Annotated in this window: 15 protein-coding genes, 2 rRNA genes and 1 pseudogene; 15 read left to right on the top strand and 3 right to left on the bottom strand. The window is 72.3% G+C overall.

Features of this window, described 5'->3' with window-relative positions:
* From IH68_RS0143155 to IH68_RS57435, 4 genes and pseudogenes are all read left to right on the top strand, one after another.
* A 23S ribosomal RNA gene (locus IH68_RS0143155) occupies positions 1-77 on the top strand; the annotation flags it as partial.
* A gap of 40 nt (positions 78-117) precedes the next feature.
* A 5S ribosomal RNA gene (gene rrf / locus IH68_RS0143150) occupies positions 118-236 on the top strand.
* Positions 237-516: 280 nt separating this feature from the next.
* A pseudogene (locus IH68_RS57440) lies at positions 517-1287 on the top strand (tetratricopeptide repeat protein); the annotation flags it as partial.
* A gap of 156 nt (positions 1288-1443) precedes the next feature.
* Positions 1444-2202, top strand: coding sequence for a tetratricopeptide repeat protein (locus IH68_RS57435; protein ID WP_199931987.1), 759 nt, complete (start codon positions 1444-1446; stop codon positions 2200-2202).
* A 53-nt stretch (positions 2203-2255) separates the two neighbouring features.
* On the opposite strand, the gene IH68_RS0143135 is transcribed toward IH68_RS57435, so the two are convergent.
* A complete protein-coding gene (locus IH68_RS0143135; protein WP_030947581.1) occupies positions 2256-3548 on the bottom strand; it encodes a DUF1015 domain-containing protein in 1293 nt (430 codons plus the stop codon).
* Between the two features lie 72 nt (positions 3549-3620).
* On the opposite strand from IH68_RS0143135, the gene IH68_RS0143130 reads away from it, so the two are divergent.
* The 4 genes from IH68_RS0143130 (at position 3621) to IH68_RS0143115 (ending at position 7715) form a co-directional block, all read left to right on the top strand.
* Entirely contained in the window at positions 3621-4649 is a 1029-nt protein-coding gene (locus tag IH68_RS0143130; protein WP_030947578.1) for an HAD hydrolase-like protein, read from the top strand.
* 113 nt (positions 4650-4762) lie between these two features.
* The gene (locus tag IH68_RS0143125) at positions 4763-5806 is read left to right on the top strand and encodes a FecCD family ABC transporter permease (RefSeq protein WP_030947576.1); all 1044 of its coding nucleotides are present in this window, start codon (positions 4763-4765) and stop codon (positions 5804-5806) included.
* Positions 5803-6840 carry a FecCD family ABC transporter permease gene (locus IH68_RS0143120; protein ID WP_030947574.1) on the top strand — a complete coding sequence of 346 codons (1038 nt, stop codon included), beginning with the start codon at positions 5803-5805 and terminating at the stop codon, positions 6838-6840. The genes IH68_RS0143125 and IH68_RS0143120 overlap by 4 nt, the downstream gene beginning before the upstream one ends.
* Positions 6837-7715, top strand: a complete 879-nt coding sequence (locus tag IH68_RS0143115; protein WP_030947572.1) for an ABC transporter ATP-binding protein — start codon at positions 6837-6839, stop codon at positions 7713-7715. Before IH68_RS0143120 ends, IH68_RS0143115 begins: the two co-directional genes overlap by 4 nt.
* Here IH68_RS0143115 and IH68_RS0143110 read toward each other — a convergent pair.
* Positions 7699-8046, bottom strand: coding sequence for an SCP2 sterol-binding domain-containing protein (locus IH68_RS0143110; RefSeq protein WP_030947570.1), 348 nt, complete (start codon positions 8044-8046; stop codon positions 7699-7701). The two genes, IH68_RS0143115 and IH68_RS0143110, sit on opposite strands and share 17 nt — an antisense overlap.
* A gap of 42 nt (positions 8047-8088) precedes the next feature.
* Between IH68_RS0143110 and IH68_RS0143105 the strand changes: the two genes are divergently transcribed.
* The 6 genes from IH68_RS0143105 to IH68_RS0143080 all read left to right on the top strand — a co-directional run bounded on the left by IH68_RS0143105 (position 8089) and on the right by IH68_RS0143080 (position 14269).
* Positions 8089-8385: a hypothetical protein gene (locus IH68_RS0143105; RefSeq protein WP_030947568.1), complete on the top strand. Its 297-nt coding sequence runs from the start codon at positions 8089-8091 to the stop codon at positions 8383-8385.
* Positions 8386-8392: 7 nt separating this feature from the next.
* Entirely contained in the window at positions 8393-9208 is an 816-nt protein-coding gene (locus IH68_RS0143100) for a TlyA family RNA methyltransferase (protein WP_030947566.1), read from the top strand.
* Positions 9205-10110, top strand: a complete 906-nt coding sequence (locus tag IH68_RS0143095; protein WP_030947564.1) for an NAD kinase — start codon at positions 9205-9207, stop codon at positions 10108-10110. Before IH68_RS0143100 ends, IH68_RS0143095 begins: the two co-directional genes overlap by 4 nt.
* Positions 10111-10347: 237 nt before the next feature.
* Positions 10348-12066, top strand: a complete 1719-nt coding sequence (gene recN, locus IH68_RS0143090) for a DNA repair protein RecN (protein ID WP_030947560.1) — start codon at positions 10348-10350, stop codon at positions 12064-12066.
* 67 nt (positions 12067-12133) lie between these two features.
* A complete protein-coding gene (locus tag IH68_RS0143085; RefSeq protein WP_051834005.1) occupies positions 12134-12946 on the top strand; it encodes a hypothetical protein in 813 nt (270 codons plus the stop codon).
* Positions 12947-13132: 186 nt separating this feature from the next.
* Positions 13133-14269, top strand: a complete 1137-nt coding sequence (locus tag IH68_RS0143080) for a glycosyltransferase family 4 protein (protein WP_030947556.1) — start codon at positions 13133-13135, stop codon at positions 14267-14269.
* Between the two features lie 10 nt (positions 14270-14279).
* Here the strand turns inward: IH68_RS0143080 and IH68_RS0143075 are convergent, their stop codons facing one another.
* Entirely contained in the window at positions 14280-15935 is a 1656-nt protein-coding gene (locus IH68_RS0143075) for a PucR family transcriptional regulator (RefSeq protein WP_030947553.1), read from the bottom strand.
* A 206-nt stretch (positions 15936-16141) separates the two neighbouring features.
* Between IH68_RS0143075 and IH68_RS59280 the strand changes: the two genes are divergently transcribed.
* Positions 16142-16264, top strand: a complete 123-nt coding sequence (locus IH68_RS59280) for a hypothetical protein (protein ID WP_267883785.1) — start codon at positions 16142-16144, stop codon at positions 16262-16264.
* Positions 16265-16475 lie beyond the last annotated feature (211 nt).

Raw genomic sequence — 16475 nt, 5'->3', positions numbered from 1 at the left:
CTGGGTTGATAGGCCGGATCTGGAAGCACCGCAAGGTGTGGAGGTGACCGGTACTAATAGGCCGAGGGCTTGTCCTCAGTTGCTCGCGTCCACTGTGTTAGTTCTGAGGCAACGACCGTTGCCGGCTTTGAGCAGAACGCGAAACGCCCGGTTACATTCCGAACCCGGAAGCTAAGCCTTACAGCGCCGATGGTACTGCAGGGGGGACCCTGTGGGAGAGTAGGACGCCGCCGAACAATCTTTGGAAGGACCCCTGGTCCCAGCGTTCAGCTGGGACCAGGGGTCCTTTTGTTTTTACTATGCTTGCAGTACCGAAGACAGGAGTCACCGATGTCCACCAACTCTCCCGACGACCGACCGGAGCGCGACCAGCGGCGACGGGACAGTGGGGACCGCGGCGACCGTGGCGGTTACCGCGGTGGTTTCCGTCGGGACGACCGGCGCGATGACAACCGCGGTGGTTCCGACCGCGGTGGCTACGGCCGCCGCGACGACAACCGCGGCGGACAGGGCCGGCGTGACGACCGCCCGCGTGACGACCGTGGGGACCGCGGTGGCTTCCGTCGGGACGACAACCGCGGTGGCGGGTACGGCCGTCGGGACGACCGGCGCGAGGGTGACCGTGGCCCCCGTCCGGCATTCCAGCGCGACGACCGCGACCGCGGGCCGCGTCGGGACGACCGCGGAGACCGTGGGGACCGTCCCTCCTTCCGGCGTGACGACCGCGGCGGCGAGCGGCGCGACAACGACCGCGGCGGCTTCCGTCGGGACGACAACCGCGGCGGTGGGTACGGCCGTCGGGACGACCGCCGGAGCGATGACCGCGGCGACCGCGGTGACCGTGGCGGTTTCCGTAGGGACGATCGTCGGGACGACCGACGTGACGACAACCGCGGTGGTGCCGACCGCGGTGGCTACGGTCGCCGCGACGACCGCAGGGATGACCGCGACCGTGGCTTCCGTGGCGACGACCGTGATCGTGGCTTCCGGCGCGACGACCGTGGGGAGCGCGGGGAACGTCCGTCCTTCCGGCGTGACGACCGCGGAGACCGTGGAGATCGTCCCTCGTTCCGCCGTGACGAGCGTGGAGATCGCGGAGAGCGCGGGGATCGTCCCTCGTTCCGGCGTGACGACCGAGGAGACCGCGGAGAGCGTCCGCCCTTCCGCCGTGACGACCGAGGAGACCGCGGAGAGCGTCCGCCCTTCCGGCGTGACGACCGTGGCGAGCGGCGCGAAGGCGACCGCGGCGGCTTCCGGCGGGACGACAGCCGAGGCGAGCGCGGTGGGTTCCGGGGCCGTGATGACCGTGGTGGACGCGGAGGTCCCCGTCGGGACGACCGTGGTGGCCGTCCCGGAGGCTTCCGCGGGCGGGACGACCGGGGTGGCAGTGGCGGCGGTCGGTTCCGTGACGAGCGGGACCGTGACCGCGAGCCGATCAAGCGGCTGCCCATCCCCGAGGACGTCACCGGCGACGAGATCGACAAGGATGTACGGCAGGAGCTGTTGAGCCTGCCGAAGACGCTCGCGGAGGACGTCGCCAAGAACCTGGTGATGGTCGCCCGGCTCATCGACGAGGACCCCGAGCGCGCCTACGCCTACTCCAAGATCGCGCTGCGGCTGGCGTCGCGCGTCGCCGCCGTGCGCGAGGCGGGCGGGTTCGCCGCGTACGCGAACCAGAAGTACGCCGAGGCGCTTGCCGAGTTCCGGGCCGCGCGGCGGATGACCGGCAGCGCGGAGCTGTGGCCCGTCATGGCCGACTGCGAGCGTGGGCTCGGGCGTCCGGAGAAGGCGCTGGACATGGCCGGTGCACCGGAGGTCCAGAAGCTCGACAAGGCCGGGCAGGTCGAGATGCGGCTCGTCGCGGCCGGCGCACGGCGTGACATGGGGCAGCTCGACGCGGCCATCGTGACGCTGCAGAGCCCCGAGCTGGCCTCCAGCTCAGTGCAGCCGTGGACCGCGCGGCTGCGGTACGCATACGCCGACGCGCTGCTCGCCGCCGGTCGCGAGGGTGAGGCGCGGGAGTGGTTCGCGAAGGCCGTCGAGGCCGACAAGGACGGCAGCACGGACGCCTCTGACCGGCTTGCCGAGCTGGACGGTGTGGAGTTCGTCGACGCCTTCGACGAGAGCGACGAAGGTGACGAGGGAGACGGCACGGAGGCCGAGGCCGAGGCCAAGGCCGAGGTCGAGGACGACAAGGACTGATCTGTGAGAAGGGCGGGACCGTGAGGTCCCGCCCTTTCGCATGTCAGAGGTCCTCAGAGGTCCAGCGCGCGCAGCACCAGTCCCGACGCCGGCTTCGGGCCGAACGACGTCGACTTGCGGGGCATCGTCACGCCCTGGCGTGCCAGGTCGCGGACGACCTCCTCGCGGACCGGGTGCATCAGCACGGCGGTACCGCCGTCGCGTTCCGCCTTTTCGACCGTGGCCGCCGTGTCGTGGATGTAGGCGATACGGGAAGGGTCGTCCTCGGGGATGTGCCAGACGTGGTCGAGGAGCGTGGCGTGCAGGACCGTGGCGTCCAGGGTGCGCCAGGCGGCGGGGCGGTCGGCGGGGATCGTACGGGCCAGGAGGTCCGGGGCCGGGCGGTCGATCAGGTGGAAGGAGCCGTCGCCGGCGAGCAGGAATGCGTTGCCGGCGCAGGCGGCGTCCGCCAGTGCGTCCAGGGCCTCCGGCAGGGGGACGGGCAGGTGCCGTATGCGGAACAGGCCGTCCAGGGCGGAGAGGGCGTCGGCGACCGGCAGGCCGTGCAGGAGGCGGTGGATGGCGCGGACGCGCAGCGGGTAGCGGGCCGTGTCGACCAGGAGGACGAGGCCGTAGTCCCAGGGGCTCGGCGAGGTGTGCTCGGTGCGGAGCCGGCGATAGGTCGCCCAGCGGTGGTGGCCGTCGGCGATCAGGGCCTGGTGCTGGGCCAGGTCGGACTGGATGCGGGCGAGGTCGGCCGGGTCGGTGATCGACCACAGGCGGTGGCTGAAGCCGTCCTCCGTGGTGGTGGCCAGGAGCGGAGGATGCCCCGCGACGCGTTCCACGACCTCGATCGCCGAAGACGTCGAGCCGTTGCCGCGGTAGGTCAGGAGCAGGGGCTCGAGGTTCGCTGAGGTGGCGCGCATCAGGGCCGCGCGGTCGGCGACCACGTGCGGCATGACGTCCTCGTGCGGCAGGACCACGCCCTCCGACGGATCCGAGACACGCAGGGCGCCGATGATCCCGCGCTGCAGCATTCCGTCGCCGTCGCGCTGCTCGTAGACGTACAGGCCGGGTTCGGCGTCGGTGGTCAGGACGCCCTCGGAGAGCCAGCGGCGCAGGGTGTCGGCGGCCTGTTCGTTGCGGGCCGTGGGGGTGGTGGCCTGCGGCAGGATCAGGCGGACGATGTTGTGCGGGTCGGCGGACTGGAGGTGGTGCAGGCCGTCGGGGCGTACGACGACGTCGTACGGCGGGGACGTCACGGCGGCGAGGCTGCCGACCCGGTCGGGGTCGTAGCGAAGGCCTCGGAACGGGGTGAGTTCCAGGCCTCGGCGCGCCGTTGCTTCCGAGTGACCTGCTGAGTTCATCCCGGCATCGTACGTGTGTCAGTGGCGTGAGGGATGATCGGGGGAAAGCCGTCGAACGAGGAGCGATGTGGAATGAGCCAGAGCGTCAGGACGAGGCCCGAGGGCAGTGGCCAGGCCCTGAGCGAGGCGTACGACACCGCGCTGCTCGACCTCGACGGTGTGGTGTATGCGGGGGGCAATGCCATTGCGTACGCGGTCGAGTCGCTGGCCACGGCTCGGGCGGGCGGGATGCATCTCGCCTACGTCACCAACAACGCGCTGCGGACGCCGGACACGGTGGCGGACCATCTGACCGAGCTGGGGATACCGACCGGGGCCGATGACGTGATCACCTCCGCACAGGCGGTCGCACGGCTGATCAGCGAGCAGGTGCCGGCGGGGGCTCGGGTGCTGGTGATCGGCGGGGAGGGGCTGCGGGTCGCGCTGCGGGAGCGGGGGCTCGTGCCCGTCGAGTCGGCGGAGGACGATCCGGCGGCGGTCGTGCAGGGGTACGGCGGGCCCGAGTTGCCCTGGGGGCGGTTCGCCGAGGCCTGTTACGCCATCGCGCGCGGGGTGCCCTGGTACGCGTCCAACACCGACCTGACGATTCCGAGTGCGCGAGGCATCGCACCGGGCAACGGCGCCGCGGTGGAGGTCGTGCGGATAGCGACCGGTGCCGAACCGCAGGTTGCGGGCAAGCCGTTGCCTCCCATGCACCGGGAGACAATCCTGCGGACCGGCGCCGAGCGGCCGTTGGTGGTCGGGGACCGGCTGGACACGGACATCGAGGGCGCGTTCAACGGGGAGGTCGACTCGCTGCTCGTGCTGACCGGCGTCACCGACGGCGCGCAGCTGCTCGCTGCGCCGCCGCAGCACCGCCCGACGTACGTCGACGCGGATCTGCGCGGGCTGCTCACGGGACAGCCGGAGGTCGTCGAGGCGGACGGCGGCTTCCGGTGCGGCGGTTGGACGGCGACGGCGGGTGTGGACCGGCTCGAACTGGACGGTGACGGCGAGGCCTTGGACGGACTGCGGGCGTTGTGTGCGGCGGCCTGGACGGCGGCCGGCGAGGGTGTGTGCGCGCTGGATGCGGGGAAGGCGCTGGCGCGGCTGGAGTTGTGAGGCGACGGGCGCGGCGGGTGGCGGACGGGGGAACCTGTGAATGGCTCCGCGACCGTGACCGCGGCCACGACCGGGAATCGAGAGGGTGAGCGAGGGTAGGCTAACCTAACTACGTGTTGGTCGACAGTCCTCCAGAACAGCGCGCGGAGACCGCCCCCGCGCCCCCAACCCGCCGGGCGATACGTGCCCTTGGGCTCGTTGTATCCCTCGCCGTCCTGGTGCTCGTCGCGCTGGCGAGCATCGCCATCGGTGCGAAGGAGCTGTCCCCGGAGCAGGTCTGGCACGGGCTGTTCCAGGACACGGGGACGTACGGCGACGTCGTGGTCGACGAGCGGCTGTCGAGGACCGTGCTCGGGCTGCTCGCCGGCGCGGCACTCGGCCTGTCCGGGGCGGTGCTGCAGGCGCTCACCCGCAATCCGCTGGCCGACCCCGGACTGCTCGGCATCAACGCGGGCGCATCGGCCGCCGTCGTCACCGCCATGACGTACTTCGGTGTCACGAGCCTGGGCGGGTATGTCTGGTTCGCCTTTTCCGGGGCGGCTGTCGTCGGGGCGCTGGTCTGGTTCCTCGGTGGCAGCCGGGGCGCCACGCCGGTGCGGCTCGCGCTCGCCGGTACCGCCATCAGCGCCGCGCTGTACGGCTATCTGCAGGCCGTGATGATCACGGACGACGCGGCGCTGAACAAGATGCGCTTCTGGACGGTCGGTTCGCTCTCCTCGGCGACCGACTCGACCATCCTGCAGGTGCTGCCGTTCCTCGCGGTCGGCACGGTCCTCGCACTCGCGCTCGCCCGGCCGCTCAACGCCGTGGCCATGGGCGACGACACCGCCAAGGCCCTCGGCGCCAACCTGAACCGCACCCGGGCGCTGTCGATGCTCGCCGCCGTCGTGCTGTGCGGCGCGGCGACCGCCGCCTGCGGGCCGATCGCGTTCGTGGGGCTGATGGTCCCGCACGTCGTACGGTCCTTCACCGGCCCCGACCTGCGCTGGATCCTGCCGTACGCCACGATCCTGTCGCCCGTGCTGCTGCTCGGTGCCGACGTCATCGGCCGGGTCGTCGCCCGTCCCTCGGAGCTCCAGGTCGGCATCATCACCGCGATCATCGGCGGGCCGGTCTTCATCTTTCTGGTACGACGACGGAGGACGGCACAGCTGTGAAGAGCAACCGTGTGCTGAGGACGCCGGGCGGACTTTCCCTGCGCCTGGACGTCCGGGCCGTCACCGTCGTCGCGCTGCTGCTGCTCGCCGCGCTCGCCGCGAGTGTCCTGCTGATCGGCACCGGCGACTTCCCGATCTCGGCCGGCGACGTGCTGAGGACACTGGCCGGCGGCGGGAACGCCGGGCAGGAGTTCATCGTCAATGAGCTGCGCCTGCCGCGTGTCCTGGTCGGGCTGCTGGTCGGGGCCTCGCTGGGGCTCGGTGGGGCGCTGTTCCAGGCCGTCACCCGCAATCCGCTGGGCAGCCCGGACGTGCTCGGCCTCGGACAGGGGGCGACGGCCGGGGCGCTCGTGATGATCGTGCTGTTCTCCGGGAGCGCGGCCCAGGTCACCATGGGTGCGCTCGTGGGCGGCCTTGCGACCGGGCTTGCCATTTATCTGCTCGCCTGGAAGCGGGGCGTGCACGGTTATCGACTGGTTCTGGTCGGTATCGGAGTGTCCGCGATCGTCACGGCGGTCAACAGCTATCTGCTCACGGTGTCCGACCTCGTCGACGCCGCCCGTGCGGTCGTCTGGATGACCGGGTCCCTCAGCGGCCGTGACTGGGACCAGGTCTGGCCGCTGCTCGGGCTGTGCGCCGTACTCGTACCGCTGGTCCTCGCCAACGCGCGCGGGCTGCGGATGATGGAGATGGGCGACGACATCTCGAACGCCCTCGGGGTGCGGGTGGAGCGCGTACGGGCACTGCTGATGGTGGCCGCCGTACTGCTCACCGCCACCGCCACGGCCGCCGCGGGACCCGTCAGTTTCGTGGCGCTCACCGCGCCCCAGCTCGCCCGCCGTCTGACCCGTTCGCCCGGCCCCAACCTGGTGTCGTCCCTGTGCATGGGCGCGGCTCTGCTGGTCAGCGCCGACTGGATCTCGCAGCGGGCCTTCGGCGCCGACCAGCTGCCCGTGGGCGTGGTCACCGGCGTCCTCGGCGGTGTCTATCTGCTGTGGCTGCTGATCACCGAGCGCAGGGCGGGCCGGATATGAGCGACCCCGCGAAGCCGGACACGAGCGGCTCGAAGAACACGTACACCCGAAGGAGCACCGTGAACCGGCTGTCCGCCGAGAACGTCACCCTCGCCTACGACCAGCGGGTCATCGCCGAGCAGCTCTCGGTGGAGATACCCGACAGCTCGTTCACCGTGATCGTCGGCCCGAACGCATGCGGCAAGTCCACCCTGCTGCGGGCCCTGTCGCGGATGCTGAAGCCGAGCCGGGGGCGGGTGCTGCTGGACGGGCAGGTCATCCAGTCGATGCCGGCGAAGAGGGTCGCGCGGACGCTGGGCCTGTTGCCGCAGTCGTCGATCGCGCCCGACGGCATCACCGTCGCCGACCTGGTGGGCCGCGGCCGGTACCCGCACCAGGGCATCCTGCGCCAGTGGTCGGCCGAGGACGAGCGGGTCGTACAGGAGTCGATGACACAGACCGGGGTCGCCGGGCTCGCCGATCGCCATGTCGACGAATTGTCCGGCGGTCAGCGGCAGCGCGTGTGGATCGCCATGGCGCTCGCCCAGCAGACCCCGCTGCTGCTGCTCGACGAACCGACGACATACCTGGACATCCAGCACCAGATCGACGTCCTTGACCTGTGTGCCCAGCTGCACGAGGAACAGGGCCGCACGCTCGTGGCCGTGCTGCACGACCTCAACCACGCCGCCCGGTACGCCACCCACCTGATCGCGCTCAAGAGCGGACGGATCGTCGCCGAGGGCGCCCCGAACGACATCGTCACGGCCGAACTGGTCGAGGAGGTCTTCGGGCTGCGCTGCCAGGTCATCGACGACCCGGAGACGGGGACGCCGCTGGTGGTGCCCGCGGCGCGGAAGGCACGCGCGCGCGTAGCGGCTACAGAAGCTTCCTGAGCTGGAACAGGTCGCGCAGGCCTGCCTCCAGCTTGACCCGGCCCGAGCCCCAGGCCTTGGCGAAGTTCAGCTCGCCGTTGACCATCGCCACCAGGTCGTCGCCCTTCAAGGCCAGTCTGATCTGGGCCTTCTCCCGTGGTGGGCCCTGGATCGTGTCCTGCACCACGATCCGGCCGCCCGTCATCCTGCCGACGAACGTGACGTCGAGGTCGGTGATCCAGCAGCTCACCGAGCGGTCCAGGGCCGCGGCCGTGCGGACGTCCCCTTCGGCGGTCTGCATGTTGTCCGAGAGCTTCTCGAGTGCGGCGCGGCACTCCTCGATCGTGGCCATCGCGATCGACGGTACCCCAGCGGTTCGGGGTAGCGTCTGGGCATGAGCGACTCTGTGCCCGAGGCCACGTCGGGGGACGAAGCGGTCGACGTCGAACCCGAGCAGGAAGCCGAGTACGACCCTGCCGCTCCCGCGCCGCTGAACGTGCCCCGCGCCACGACCGGCAACGCCGACGTGGACGCCCAGCTGGAGCGCCTCGGTGATGCCGACCACCTCGCCACCGACGGCCACCTCGAGGTGTACGAGGATGTACACCGGGGGCTGCGCGACGCGCTCACCGCGCTCGACGCCCGCCCGGGACCTCCGGCGCCCCCACGGCCGTACGAGCACAGGAGCTGAACCGAACGTGGCAGGAGTCGCACGCCGCCGTCTGGACGCGGAGCTGGTCCGCCGGAAGCTCGCGCGCTCGCGCGAGCATGCCAGCCAGCTGATCGCGGCCGGGCGGGTCACCGTCGGCAAGACCGTCGCGACCAAGCCCGCCACGCAGGTGGAGACCGCGGCGGCGATCCTCGTCACGGCCGACGACAGCGATCCCGAGTACGTCTCCCGGGGCGGGCACAAGCTCGCGGGCGCGCTGCAGGTGTTCGTGCCGCAGGGGCTCGCGGTGGAAGGGCGGCGGGCGCTGGACGCCGGCGCCTCGACCGGCGGGTTCACCGATGTGCTGCTGCGCTCGGGGGCCGCGCACGTCGTCGCCGTCGACGTCGGATACGGACAACTTGCCTGGACTCTTCAGAGCGATGAACGCGTCACCGTCAAGGACCGTACGAACGTACGCGAGTTGACGCTTGAAGAGATCGATGGTGAGCCTGTGGATCTTGTCGTGGGGGATCTGTCCTTCATCCCGCTCGGGCTGGTCCTGCCCGCCCTGGTGCGGTGTGTGAAACCGGACGCAGACCTGGTGATGATGGTCAAGCCGCAGTTCGAGGTGGGGAAGGAACGGCTGGGCAGTGGAGGAGTCGTACGGAGTTCGCAGCTGCGGGCGGAGGCCGTACGGGGTGTGGCCCACAAGGCGTGGGAACTCGGGCTCGGGGTGAAGGGTGTCACCGCCAGTCCGTTGCCCGGACCTTCCGGGAATGTCGAGTACTTTCTGTGGCTGCGGACCGGGGCACCCGAACTGGACCCGGCCGACGTTGACCGTGCAGTGGCGGAGGGGCCGCGTTGACCCAGAACCGAGCTCGTACAGTTTTCCTGCTCGCCCACACCGGGCGGCCCGCGGCCATTCGCAGCGCCGAACTCGTGGTCAAAGGGCTGCTGCGCGAGAACATCGGCGTGCGTGTTCTGGAGTACGAGGCCGCCGATCTGCCGCTTCCCGAGGAAGTGCAGCTGGTCAAGGAGGCCACCCCGCAGTGTCTCGACGGGTGCGAGCTGCTGATCGTGCTCGGGGGTGACGGGACGCTGCTGCGGGGCGCCGAGTTCGCCCGGGCGTCCGGAGTGCCGATGCTCGGCGTCAACCTCGGGCGGGTCGGATTCCTCGCCGAGGCCGAGCGGGATGATCTCGACAAGGTCGTCGACCGGGTGGTGACGAAGGCGTACGAGGTCGAGGAGCGGATGACCGTCGATGTCGTCGTTCACCAGAACGGCAACATCGTGCACACGGACTGGGCGCTGAACGAGGCGGCGGTGCAGAAGGCCGGCGCCGAGAAGCTGTTGGAAGTCGTGCTGGAGATCGACGGGCGCCCGGTGACCGGGTTCGGGTGTGACGGCATTGTCCTGTCCACTCCGACGGGGTCGACCGCGTATGCGTTCTCGGCAGGTGGGCCTGTGGTGTGGCCTGAGGTCGAGGCGCTGTTGATGGTGCCGATCTCGGCGCATGCGCTGTTTGCGAAGCCGTTGGTCACGTCGCCGGATTCCGTGCTGGCGGTGGAGGTGCTGCCCCATATCCCGCCCGGGGTTTTGTGGTGTGACGGGCGGCGGACTGTGGAGTTGCCGCCGGGGGCCAGGGTCGAGGTGCGGCGGGGGGCTGTGCCGGTGCGGCTGGCTCGGCTGCACCATGCGTCGTTCACCGACCGGCTTGTGGCGAAGTTTGCGTTGCCGGTTTCTGGGTGGCGAGGGGCGCCTCACTAGCCGGCTGTGGGGGGCTGGGGAGCTTCAGCGGCTGCGGGTTGTCTGTGGTTGCTCGCGCCCACGCGGCGGAGCCGCACATCGATCCGGCCCCGCGCCCCCAAAGCCAAAGCCGTGCACTCGCCCGGGTGACAATGTGCCGTCGATGGGCATTCGTCACCTGCACCTTCACACAACCGGGACGGGGGCCGTCGCACTTCCCGGTGCTGACCTCGTAAGGTCGTAGCCGTGCTGGAAGAGATGCGGATACGGTCGCTCGGAGTCATCGACGATGCGGTCGTCGAGCTGTCGCCCGGGTTCACTGCCGTCACCGGTGAGACGGGTGCGGGTAAGACCATGGTGGTCACCAGCCTCGGGTTGTTGCTCGGTGGGCGGGCGGATCCGGCGTTGGTGCGGATCGGGGCCGACAAGGCCGTGGTCGAGGGGCGGATCGCCGTTCCCGCAGGCGCCTCGGCCGTCGTACGCGCCGAGGAGGCCGGGGCCGAGCTCGACGACGGGGCGCTGCTGATCAGCCGTACCGTTTCCGCCGAAGGGCGGTCGCGGGCGCATGTGGGCGGGCGGAGCGTGCCCGTGGGGCTGCTCGCCGATCTTGCCGACGATCTCGTCGCCGTGCACGGGCAGACCGACCAGCAGGGGCTGCTGAAGCTGTCCCGGCAGCGGCAGGCGCTCGACCGGTACGCCGGGGATGCCGTCGCGGGGCCGCTCGCCAAGTACGGCGAGGCGTACCGGCGGCTGCGGGCCGTCTCCGTGGAGCTGGAAGAGATCACCACGCGCGCCCGTGAGCGGGCCCAGGAAGCCGACATGCTGCGGTACGGGCTCGACGAGATCGCGGGTGTGGAGCCGCGGGCCGGGGAGGACGTGGAACTGGCGGAGGAGGCCGAGCGGCTCGGGCACGCCGAGGCCCTGTCGTCCGCCGCCACGGCCGCGCATGCTGCCCTCGCCGGCAATCCGGAGGATCCCGAGGGCATCGACGCCGCGACGCTCGTGGCGGGCGCCCAGCGCGCACTGGACGCCGTGCGGTCGCACGATCCGGCGCTGGCCGCGCTCGCCGACCGGATCGGGGAGATCGGGATCCTGCTGGGTGACGTCGCCGGGGAGCTGGCGGGGTACGCCGACGACCTGGACGCGGACCCCCTGCGGCTGGCGGCGGTCGAGGAGCGGCGGGCTGCGCTCACCGGTCTGACCCGGAAGTACGGGGAGGACATCAACTCCGTGCTCGCGTGGGCCGAGCAGAGTGCCGCGCGGCTGACCGAGCTGGACGGCGACGACGAGCGGATCGACGAGCTGACCGCCGAGCGGGACGCGCTGAGGACCGAACTGGGCGGGCTGGCACAGGCGTTGACGGATGCGCGGGCGGAGGCGGCGGAGCGGTTCGCGGCCGCCGTGACGGCGGAGCTCGCCTCGCTCGCGATGCCGCACGCGCGTGTGTCCTTCGACATCCGGCAGGCCGAGGACCCGGAGGGCGTGGAGGTCGGCGGACGTGTGGTCGCCTACGGGCCGTCCGGCGTCGACGAGGTCGAGCTGTTGCTGGCCCCGCATCCGGGAGCACCGCCCCGGCCCATCGCCAAGGGCGCGTCCGGTGGTGAGCTCTCGCGCGTGATGCTCGCCGTCGAGGTCGTCTTCGCCGGGACGGATCCCGTGCCGACGTACCTCTTCGACGAGGTCGACGCCGGTGTCGGCGGCAAGGCGGCGGTCGAGATCGGGCGGCGGCTGGCGAAGCTCGCGAAGACCGCGCAGGTCGTGGTCGTGACCCACCTTCCGCAGGTGGCAGCCTTCGCCGACCGGCAGTTGCTGGTCGAGAAGACCAACGACGGGTCCGTGACACGGTCCGGCGTGAAGGTGCTCGAGGGCGAGGAGCGGGTGCGGGAGCTGTCCCGGATGCTCGCCGGCCAGGAGGACTCCGAGACCGCTCGGGCCCATGCGGAGGAACTGCTGGCGACCGCCAGGGCCGACGGGTAGCGACGGGGGCGGGGCGCTCGCCCTTTGCCCTGAAGGTGCGCTGACAACGGCCTCGTAGGGTGAAGCCATGATCAGTCGTACGAGCAGGAAGGCCGCGTTCGCCTCGGCGGCCGGCGTCACGCGCGCGGGAATGGCCGCTTTGCGGAAGGCGGCACCCGGTGACGCCGACCGGTGGCGGCGGAAGAACTACGCCGGTCGTACGGTCGAGTTGTACGCGGGACCGGCGGCCGCGGCGGGTGTCGCGCTCGCGGCCGGGAGGGTCCGGCCCGCCGCCGGGTTCGCCGTGCTGGCCGCCGGCGCCTGTGGGGCCTACGACGACGTCGCCGGTGCCGGTGACCCCCGGCGCGGGTTCAGGGCGCACCTCACCGCTCTCCGGGACGGCGAAGTCACCAGCGGCGCCGTCAAGTTGTTCGGGATCTCGGCGGCCGGGCTGGCCGCCGGGGCGGTGCTCAAGGAACGGCCGCTCGACAAGCTGCTCGCCGGAGTCGTGATCGCCGGGGCCGCGCACTTCGTCAACCTCGTGGACGTGGCTCCGGGGAGGGCTGCCGGAACAGTGATCGCGTTCGGGACGCCGGGACTGCTGCGCCCGGGGCCCGGTGCGGAACTGGCGGCCGCCGCGATGGGCGCCGCCGCGGCCGTCCTGCCCGACGACCTCGGTGAGCGCGCGATGCTCGGCGACACGGGCGCGCACGCCCTGGGTGCGGCCCTGGGGGCGGCCGTGGTCGCGGGCAACGGGCGCACCGGGCTGCTCGCCCATGCTGCGGCCCTGGTGGCTGCTGCGGTGTACGGCGACAGGGTGAGCGGGGCGGCGCGGTCGTGGCGCAGGGGTGTGCGTGTGCTGGGCGCCGGCTCCGGAACCACCGCTTCCTCACCCGTGTGAGTGACTCCTCACCCTGTTCCGGGGCGCTTCCTGTGGTTTCCCGCCATTTCCGCGTTGTCGGAACAGCCGTACGTCCTGGCATCCTTGGCGTAGTACGTGGAGGAAACCGCGCGGTACACCCCCTCCGCTGGATCCTTCTGTACTTTCTTCGTGACCGCCCGACGCCGAACCAGGAGCCCCGGCCACGTGAGCCCCGTGAGCAGCCACTCTCCGCACGGTCAGGCGCCGCTGCGCACCGTGCAGGTGCTCGGCGGCGGCAACGCCGGCAGCAGCGCGCATGTGCGTTCGCTGGCGGCTGGCCTTGTCGCGCGGGGCGTGCGGGTCACCGTGTGCGCCCCCGTCGAGGCCGATCGCGCCTACGACTTCACGGGGACCGGCGCCGAGCACGTGCATGTGCCGCGCAGCAGCGACCCGGGAGCCGTGACCGCGCTGCGGGAGGCGTGCAAGGACGCCGACCTGGTGCACGCGCATGGGCTGCACGCCTCCTTCCGTGCCGCGCTGGCCCTCAGCGGCCGGCGCACCCCCCTCGTCGTCACCTGGCACAACCGCGCGCACGCCGAAGGAGCCCGCGCCCATCTGCTGCGCCTCCTGGAGCGGCGGGTCGTGAAGGCCGCCACCGTGGTGCTCGGCACCTCCTCGGACCTCGTGGACCGGGCCCGCCGGACCGGGGCGCGGGACGCGCGGCTGGCCGCCGTGGCGCTGCCCGGTCCGCGTCCGGCCGCGGAGCCGGAGGATCCCGACCGCCCGAGCCCCAAGATCCGGGCCGAACTGGGCGCCACCGGCCGCCCGTTGCTGATGGCCGTCGGCTCCCTCGACCGTCACCGCGGTTACGACACTCTGCTGGACGCCACGCGCGCGTGGCGGCGACTCGACCCCGTGCCGCTCGTCGTGATCGCGGGGGAGGGGCCGTTGCGGGCCGTTCTGCAGCGCCGTATCGAGGACGAAGGGCTGCCCGTCCGGCTCATCGGGCGGCGCGACGACGTGCGGGCGCTGCTCGCCGCCGCCGATCTCGCGCTGCTGCCCAGCAGCTGGGAATCGCGTTCCGTGCTCGCCCAGGAGGCGCTGCACGCGCGCGTGCCGCTCGTCGCGACCCACGTCGGCGGCATCCCCGAACTCGTCGGCGACGCCGCCGAACTCGTCCCGTACGGGGACGCGGAGGCCCTCGCCGACGCCGTCACCGGGCTCCTCGGCGATCCGGAGCGCCGTGAGCTGCTCAGGGAGAAGGGCATCCGGCAGGCCGCCACCTGGCCGACCGAGGACGAGACCGTCGCCCAAGTGCTCAGCGTCTACGACGAGTTGACCCAGCACCGGCCGCTCGCCTGAGCGGCGGACCCTAGGAGGCGTGCCGGCGTGCTCGCAGTGCCAGGCTCAACGCCAGTACCGTCTGCGGGTCGTCGAGGTCCGTGCCGAGCAACTCGCCGATCCGGGCCAGGCGGTTGTAGAGGGTCTGCCGGTTGAGGTGGAGTTCGCGGGCCGTCTCCGCCTTGCGGCCCGCGTGCGCCAGGTACGTCTCCAGGGTGGGCAGAAGGGGCGGCCTGGAGCGGTTGTCGTGGTCGCGGAGCGGGCCGATCGCACGGTCCACGAAGGCCGCCAGGTCCGGGTGGTCGCGCAGCCGCCACAGGAGCAGGTCGATGTCGAGGCGGCGGGCGTCGTACCAGGGGCGGTCCGTCAGGCCCTGCGCCGCCGTCGCCGTCTCGGCCGCGTGCCTCAGGCCCGCCGACGCAGCCGCCCAGCCGCCCGCGACCCCGACGACCACCACGGGTGGCTGCGCTCCCGGCCGGTGCATCCCGGCCCGCTCCACGCCCGCCCGCAGCGCCGCCGCGACCCGGTCCGCGACCGCCGACCGTTCCGCCTCCGCACGCAGGCCGAGCAGCAACGGCACCCGGCCCTCGACAGGCCGTACACCCAACAGGACCGGAACCCCCACCGAGGCCAGCTCCTCGGCGACCGCGCGTGCCAGCACCGCCCAGCCCCCGCCCGGCGACAGCGTGTCGCCCAGCCGCATCACCACCGGCAGCAGCGGGCTGTTGCCGGGCTTGAAGCCCAGCACGCGCGCCTGCGCGGGCGCGTCCTCCGCGGCGATACGGCCCTCGGCGAGGTCGGTGAGGAAGTCCCCGCGGCCGCGCGCCGCCAGCTCCTCCTCCTGGCGGGCCTGCATCAGGACGACGGCAAGGATGCCCGCCGCCCGCTCGGCCGCGATGCGGTGCACCGGGGCCAGCGGGGCCCGTACGGGGAGGAGGACCAGGCGGGCCCGTACCGAACCCGTCCCCGGGCCGCCCCCGGGCACGTCCACGAGCACCGACCCCGACGGCGGCGGGGCGTCCTTGTGCTGGCTGCGCAGCCCCTCCCACACCTGGAGCGGGTCCGCGCCCTCGGGGCCGGCCCCGGCGGCGTACAGCAGCTGCCCGTCCGTCGTCTCCAGGAAGACCGGGTTGCCGCTGAAGCCGGCCAGGATGCCCAGCACCTGGGGCACCCCGCCGCCGCCCAGCAGGGCCTCGGTACAGCGGCGGTGCACCTCCTCCGCCCGCTGCAGCAGCGCGTAGTGGCCGTTGACGATCTCGGTGTGGACCTCCTCCGTGACCGTCACGAAGGGCACCTCGCGGTGCAGCTGGACCAGCGGGAGCCCGGCCGCGCGTGCCGTGTCGACGAGCGCGGCGGGCAGGCGGGTGAAGCGCGGGCCGAGCTCCACGACGAGGGCCGCGATACCGCGCTCGGCCAGGGTGCGGACGAACGCCCGCTGCTCGGCGGGCCGGGTGCCGAGGCCGTAGCCGGTGGTCAGCAGCAGCTCGCCGCCCTTCAGCAGCGAGGCGATGTGCGGCACCTCGCCCGCGTGCACCCAGCGCACGGTGCGCTGCAGCCGGTCGGCGCCCGCGAGGACCTCCGGCAGCCCGCTGCGCAGACCGGGCAGCTCCAGCGCCCGCTGCACGGTGATCCCGGCCCCGTGCGTGTCGAATCTGCTGCTCGTACCGCTGCCCGTACTGCTGTCCATGAGTCGGACGCTACCCGCGCGGGTGCCTCCGGGACATCTTCGGGCGGGGGTGGGGCCCCGAAGGCCGGGCCGATGGGGTCGGGCTGACCGCCGGGCTCGTCCCGTGTCCGTGCACGGCCCGTACACCCTCGCTCGCGGTGCCGCGGGCGTCGTCGCCGTCGCCGGACGGGCGGTCGCCCCCGCGGCCGTACTCGCACGCCGACCGCATGCTGCTCGACGTCGTCACCACCGAGCAGGTGCGCGAACTGCGTGCCAAGCTGCTCGCGGCGGTCGAGAAAGCGGGTCGTACGCAGCCGTCGACCCGGAGCCGGAGACCCACACTCAGGTAAGAGTGTGGCCGGGTATCTGACCGTGCCGGCCACGGTCGGGTCTGGTCGGCGATCCCGATGCCGTACGCGCCCGTATCGACGCCTGTGCCGAGGCCGGCCTGGACGAGATCGCGCTCGTACCGGCGTCGCTGCCTGGCGCGCGCCCGCCGCCGCATACGCTCCACGCTCGGCTTCGCGCGTCGGGGACTCCCACGACGGCGTTCGGCCGCGG

The organism is Streptomyces sp. NRRL S-646 (assembly GCF_000720765.1).
In the GTDB taxonomy this organism is placed as follows: Bacteria; Actinomycetota; Actinomycetes; order Streptomycetales; family Streptomycetaceae; genus Streptomyces.
Note: the sequence above shows the minus strand (reverse complement) of the source record. Positions and strands in the feature narration are given on the sequence as shown.

Excerpts from the sequence above, each read along its gene's own strand:
- IH68_RS0143135 (WP_030947581.1), bottom strand. The coding sequence starts at position 3,548 with ATGAACTCAGCAGGTCACTCGGAAGCAACGGCGCGCCGAGGCCTGGAA.
- IH68_RS0143130 (WP_030947578.1), top strand. The coding sequence starts at position 3,621 with ATGAGCCAGAGCGTCAGGACGAGGCCCGAGGGCAGTGGCCAGGCCCTG.
- IH68_RS0143115 (WP_030947572.1), top strand. The coding sequence starts at position 6,837 with ATGAGCGACCCCGCGAAGCCGGACACGAGCGGCTCGAAGAACACGTAC.
- IH68_RS0143110 (WP_030947570.1), bottom strand. The coding sequence starts at position 8,046 with ATGGCCACGATCGAGGAGTGCCGCGCCGCACTCGAGAAGCTCTCGGAC.
- IH68_RS0143105 (WP_030947568.1), top strand. The coding sequence starts at position 8,089 with ATGAGCGACTCTGTGCCCGAGGCCACGTCGGGGGACGAAGCGGTCGAC.
- recN (WP_030947560.1), top strand. The coding sequence starts at position 10,348 with ATGCGGATACGGTCGCTCGGAGTCATCGACGATGCGGTCGTCGAGCTG.
- IH68_RS0143085 (WP_051834005.1), top strand. The coding sequence starts at position 12,134 with ATGATCAGTCGTACGAGCAGGAAGGCCGCGTTCGCCTCGGCGGCCGGC.
- IH68_RS0143075 (WP_030947553.1), bottom strand. The coding sequence starts at position 15,935 with ATGGACAGCAGTACGGGCAGCGGTACGAGCAGCAGATTCGACACGCAC.
- IH68_RS59280 (WP_267883785.1), top strand. The coding sequence starts at position 16,142 with ATGCTGCTCGACGTCGTCACCACCGAGCAGGTGCGCGAACTGCGTGCC.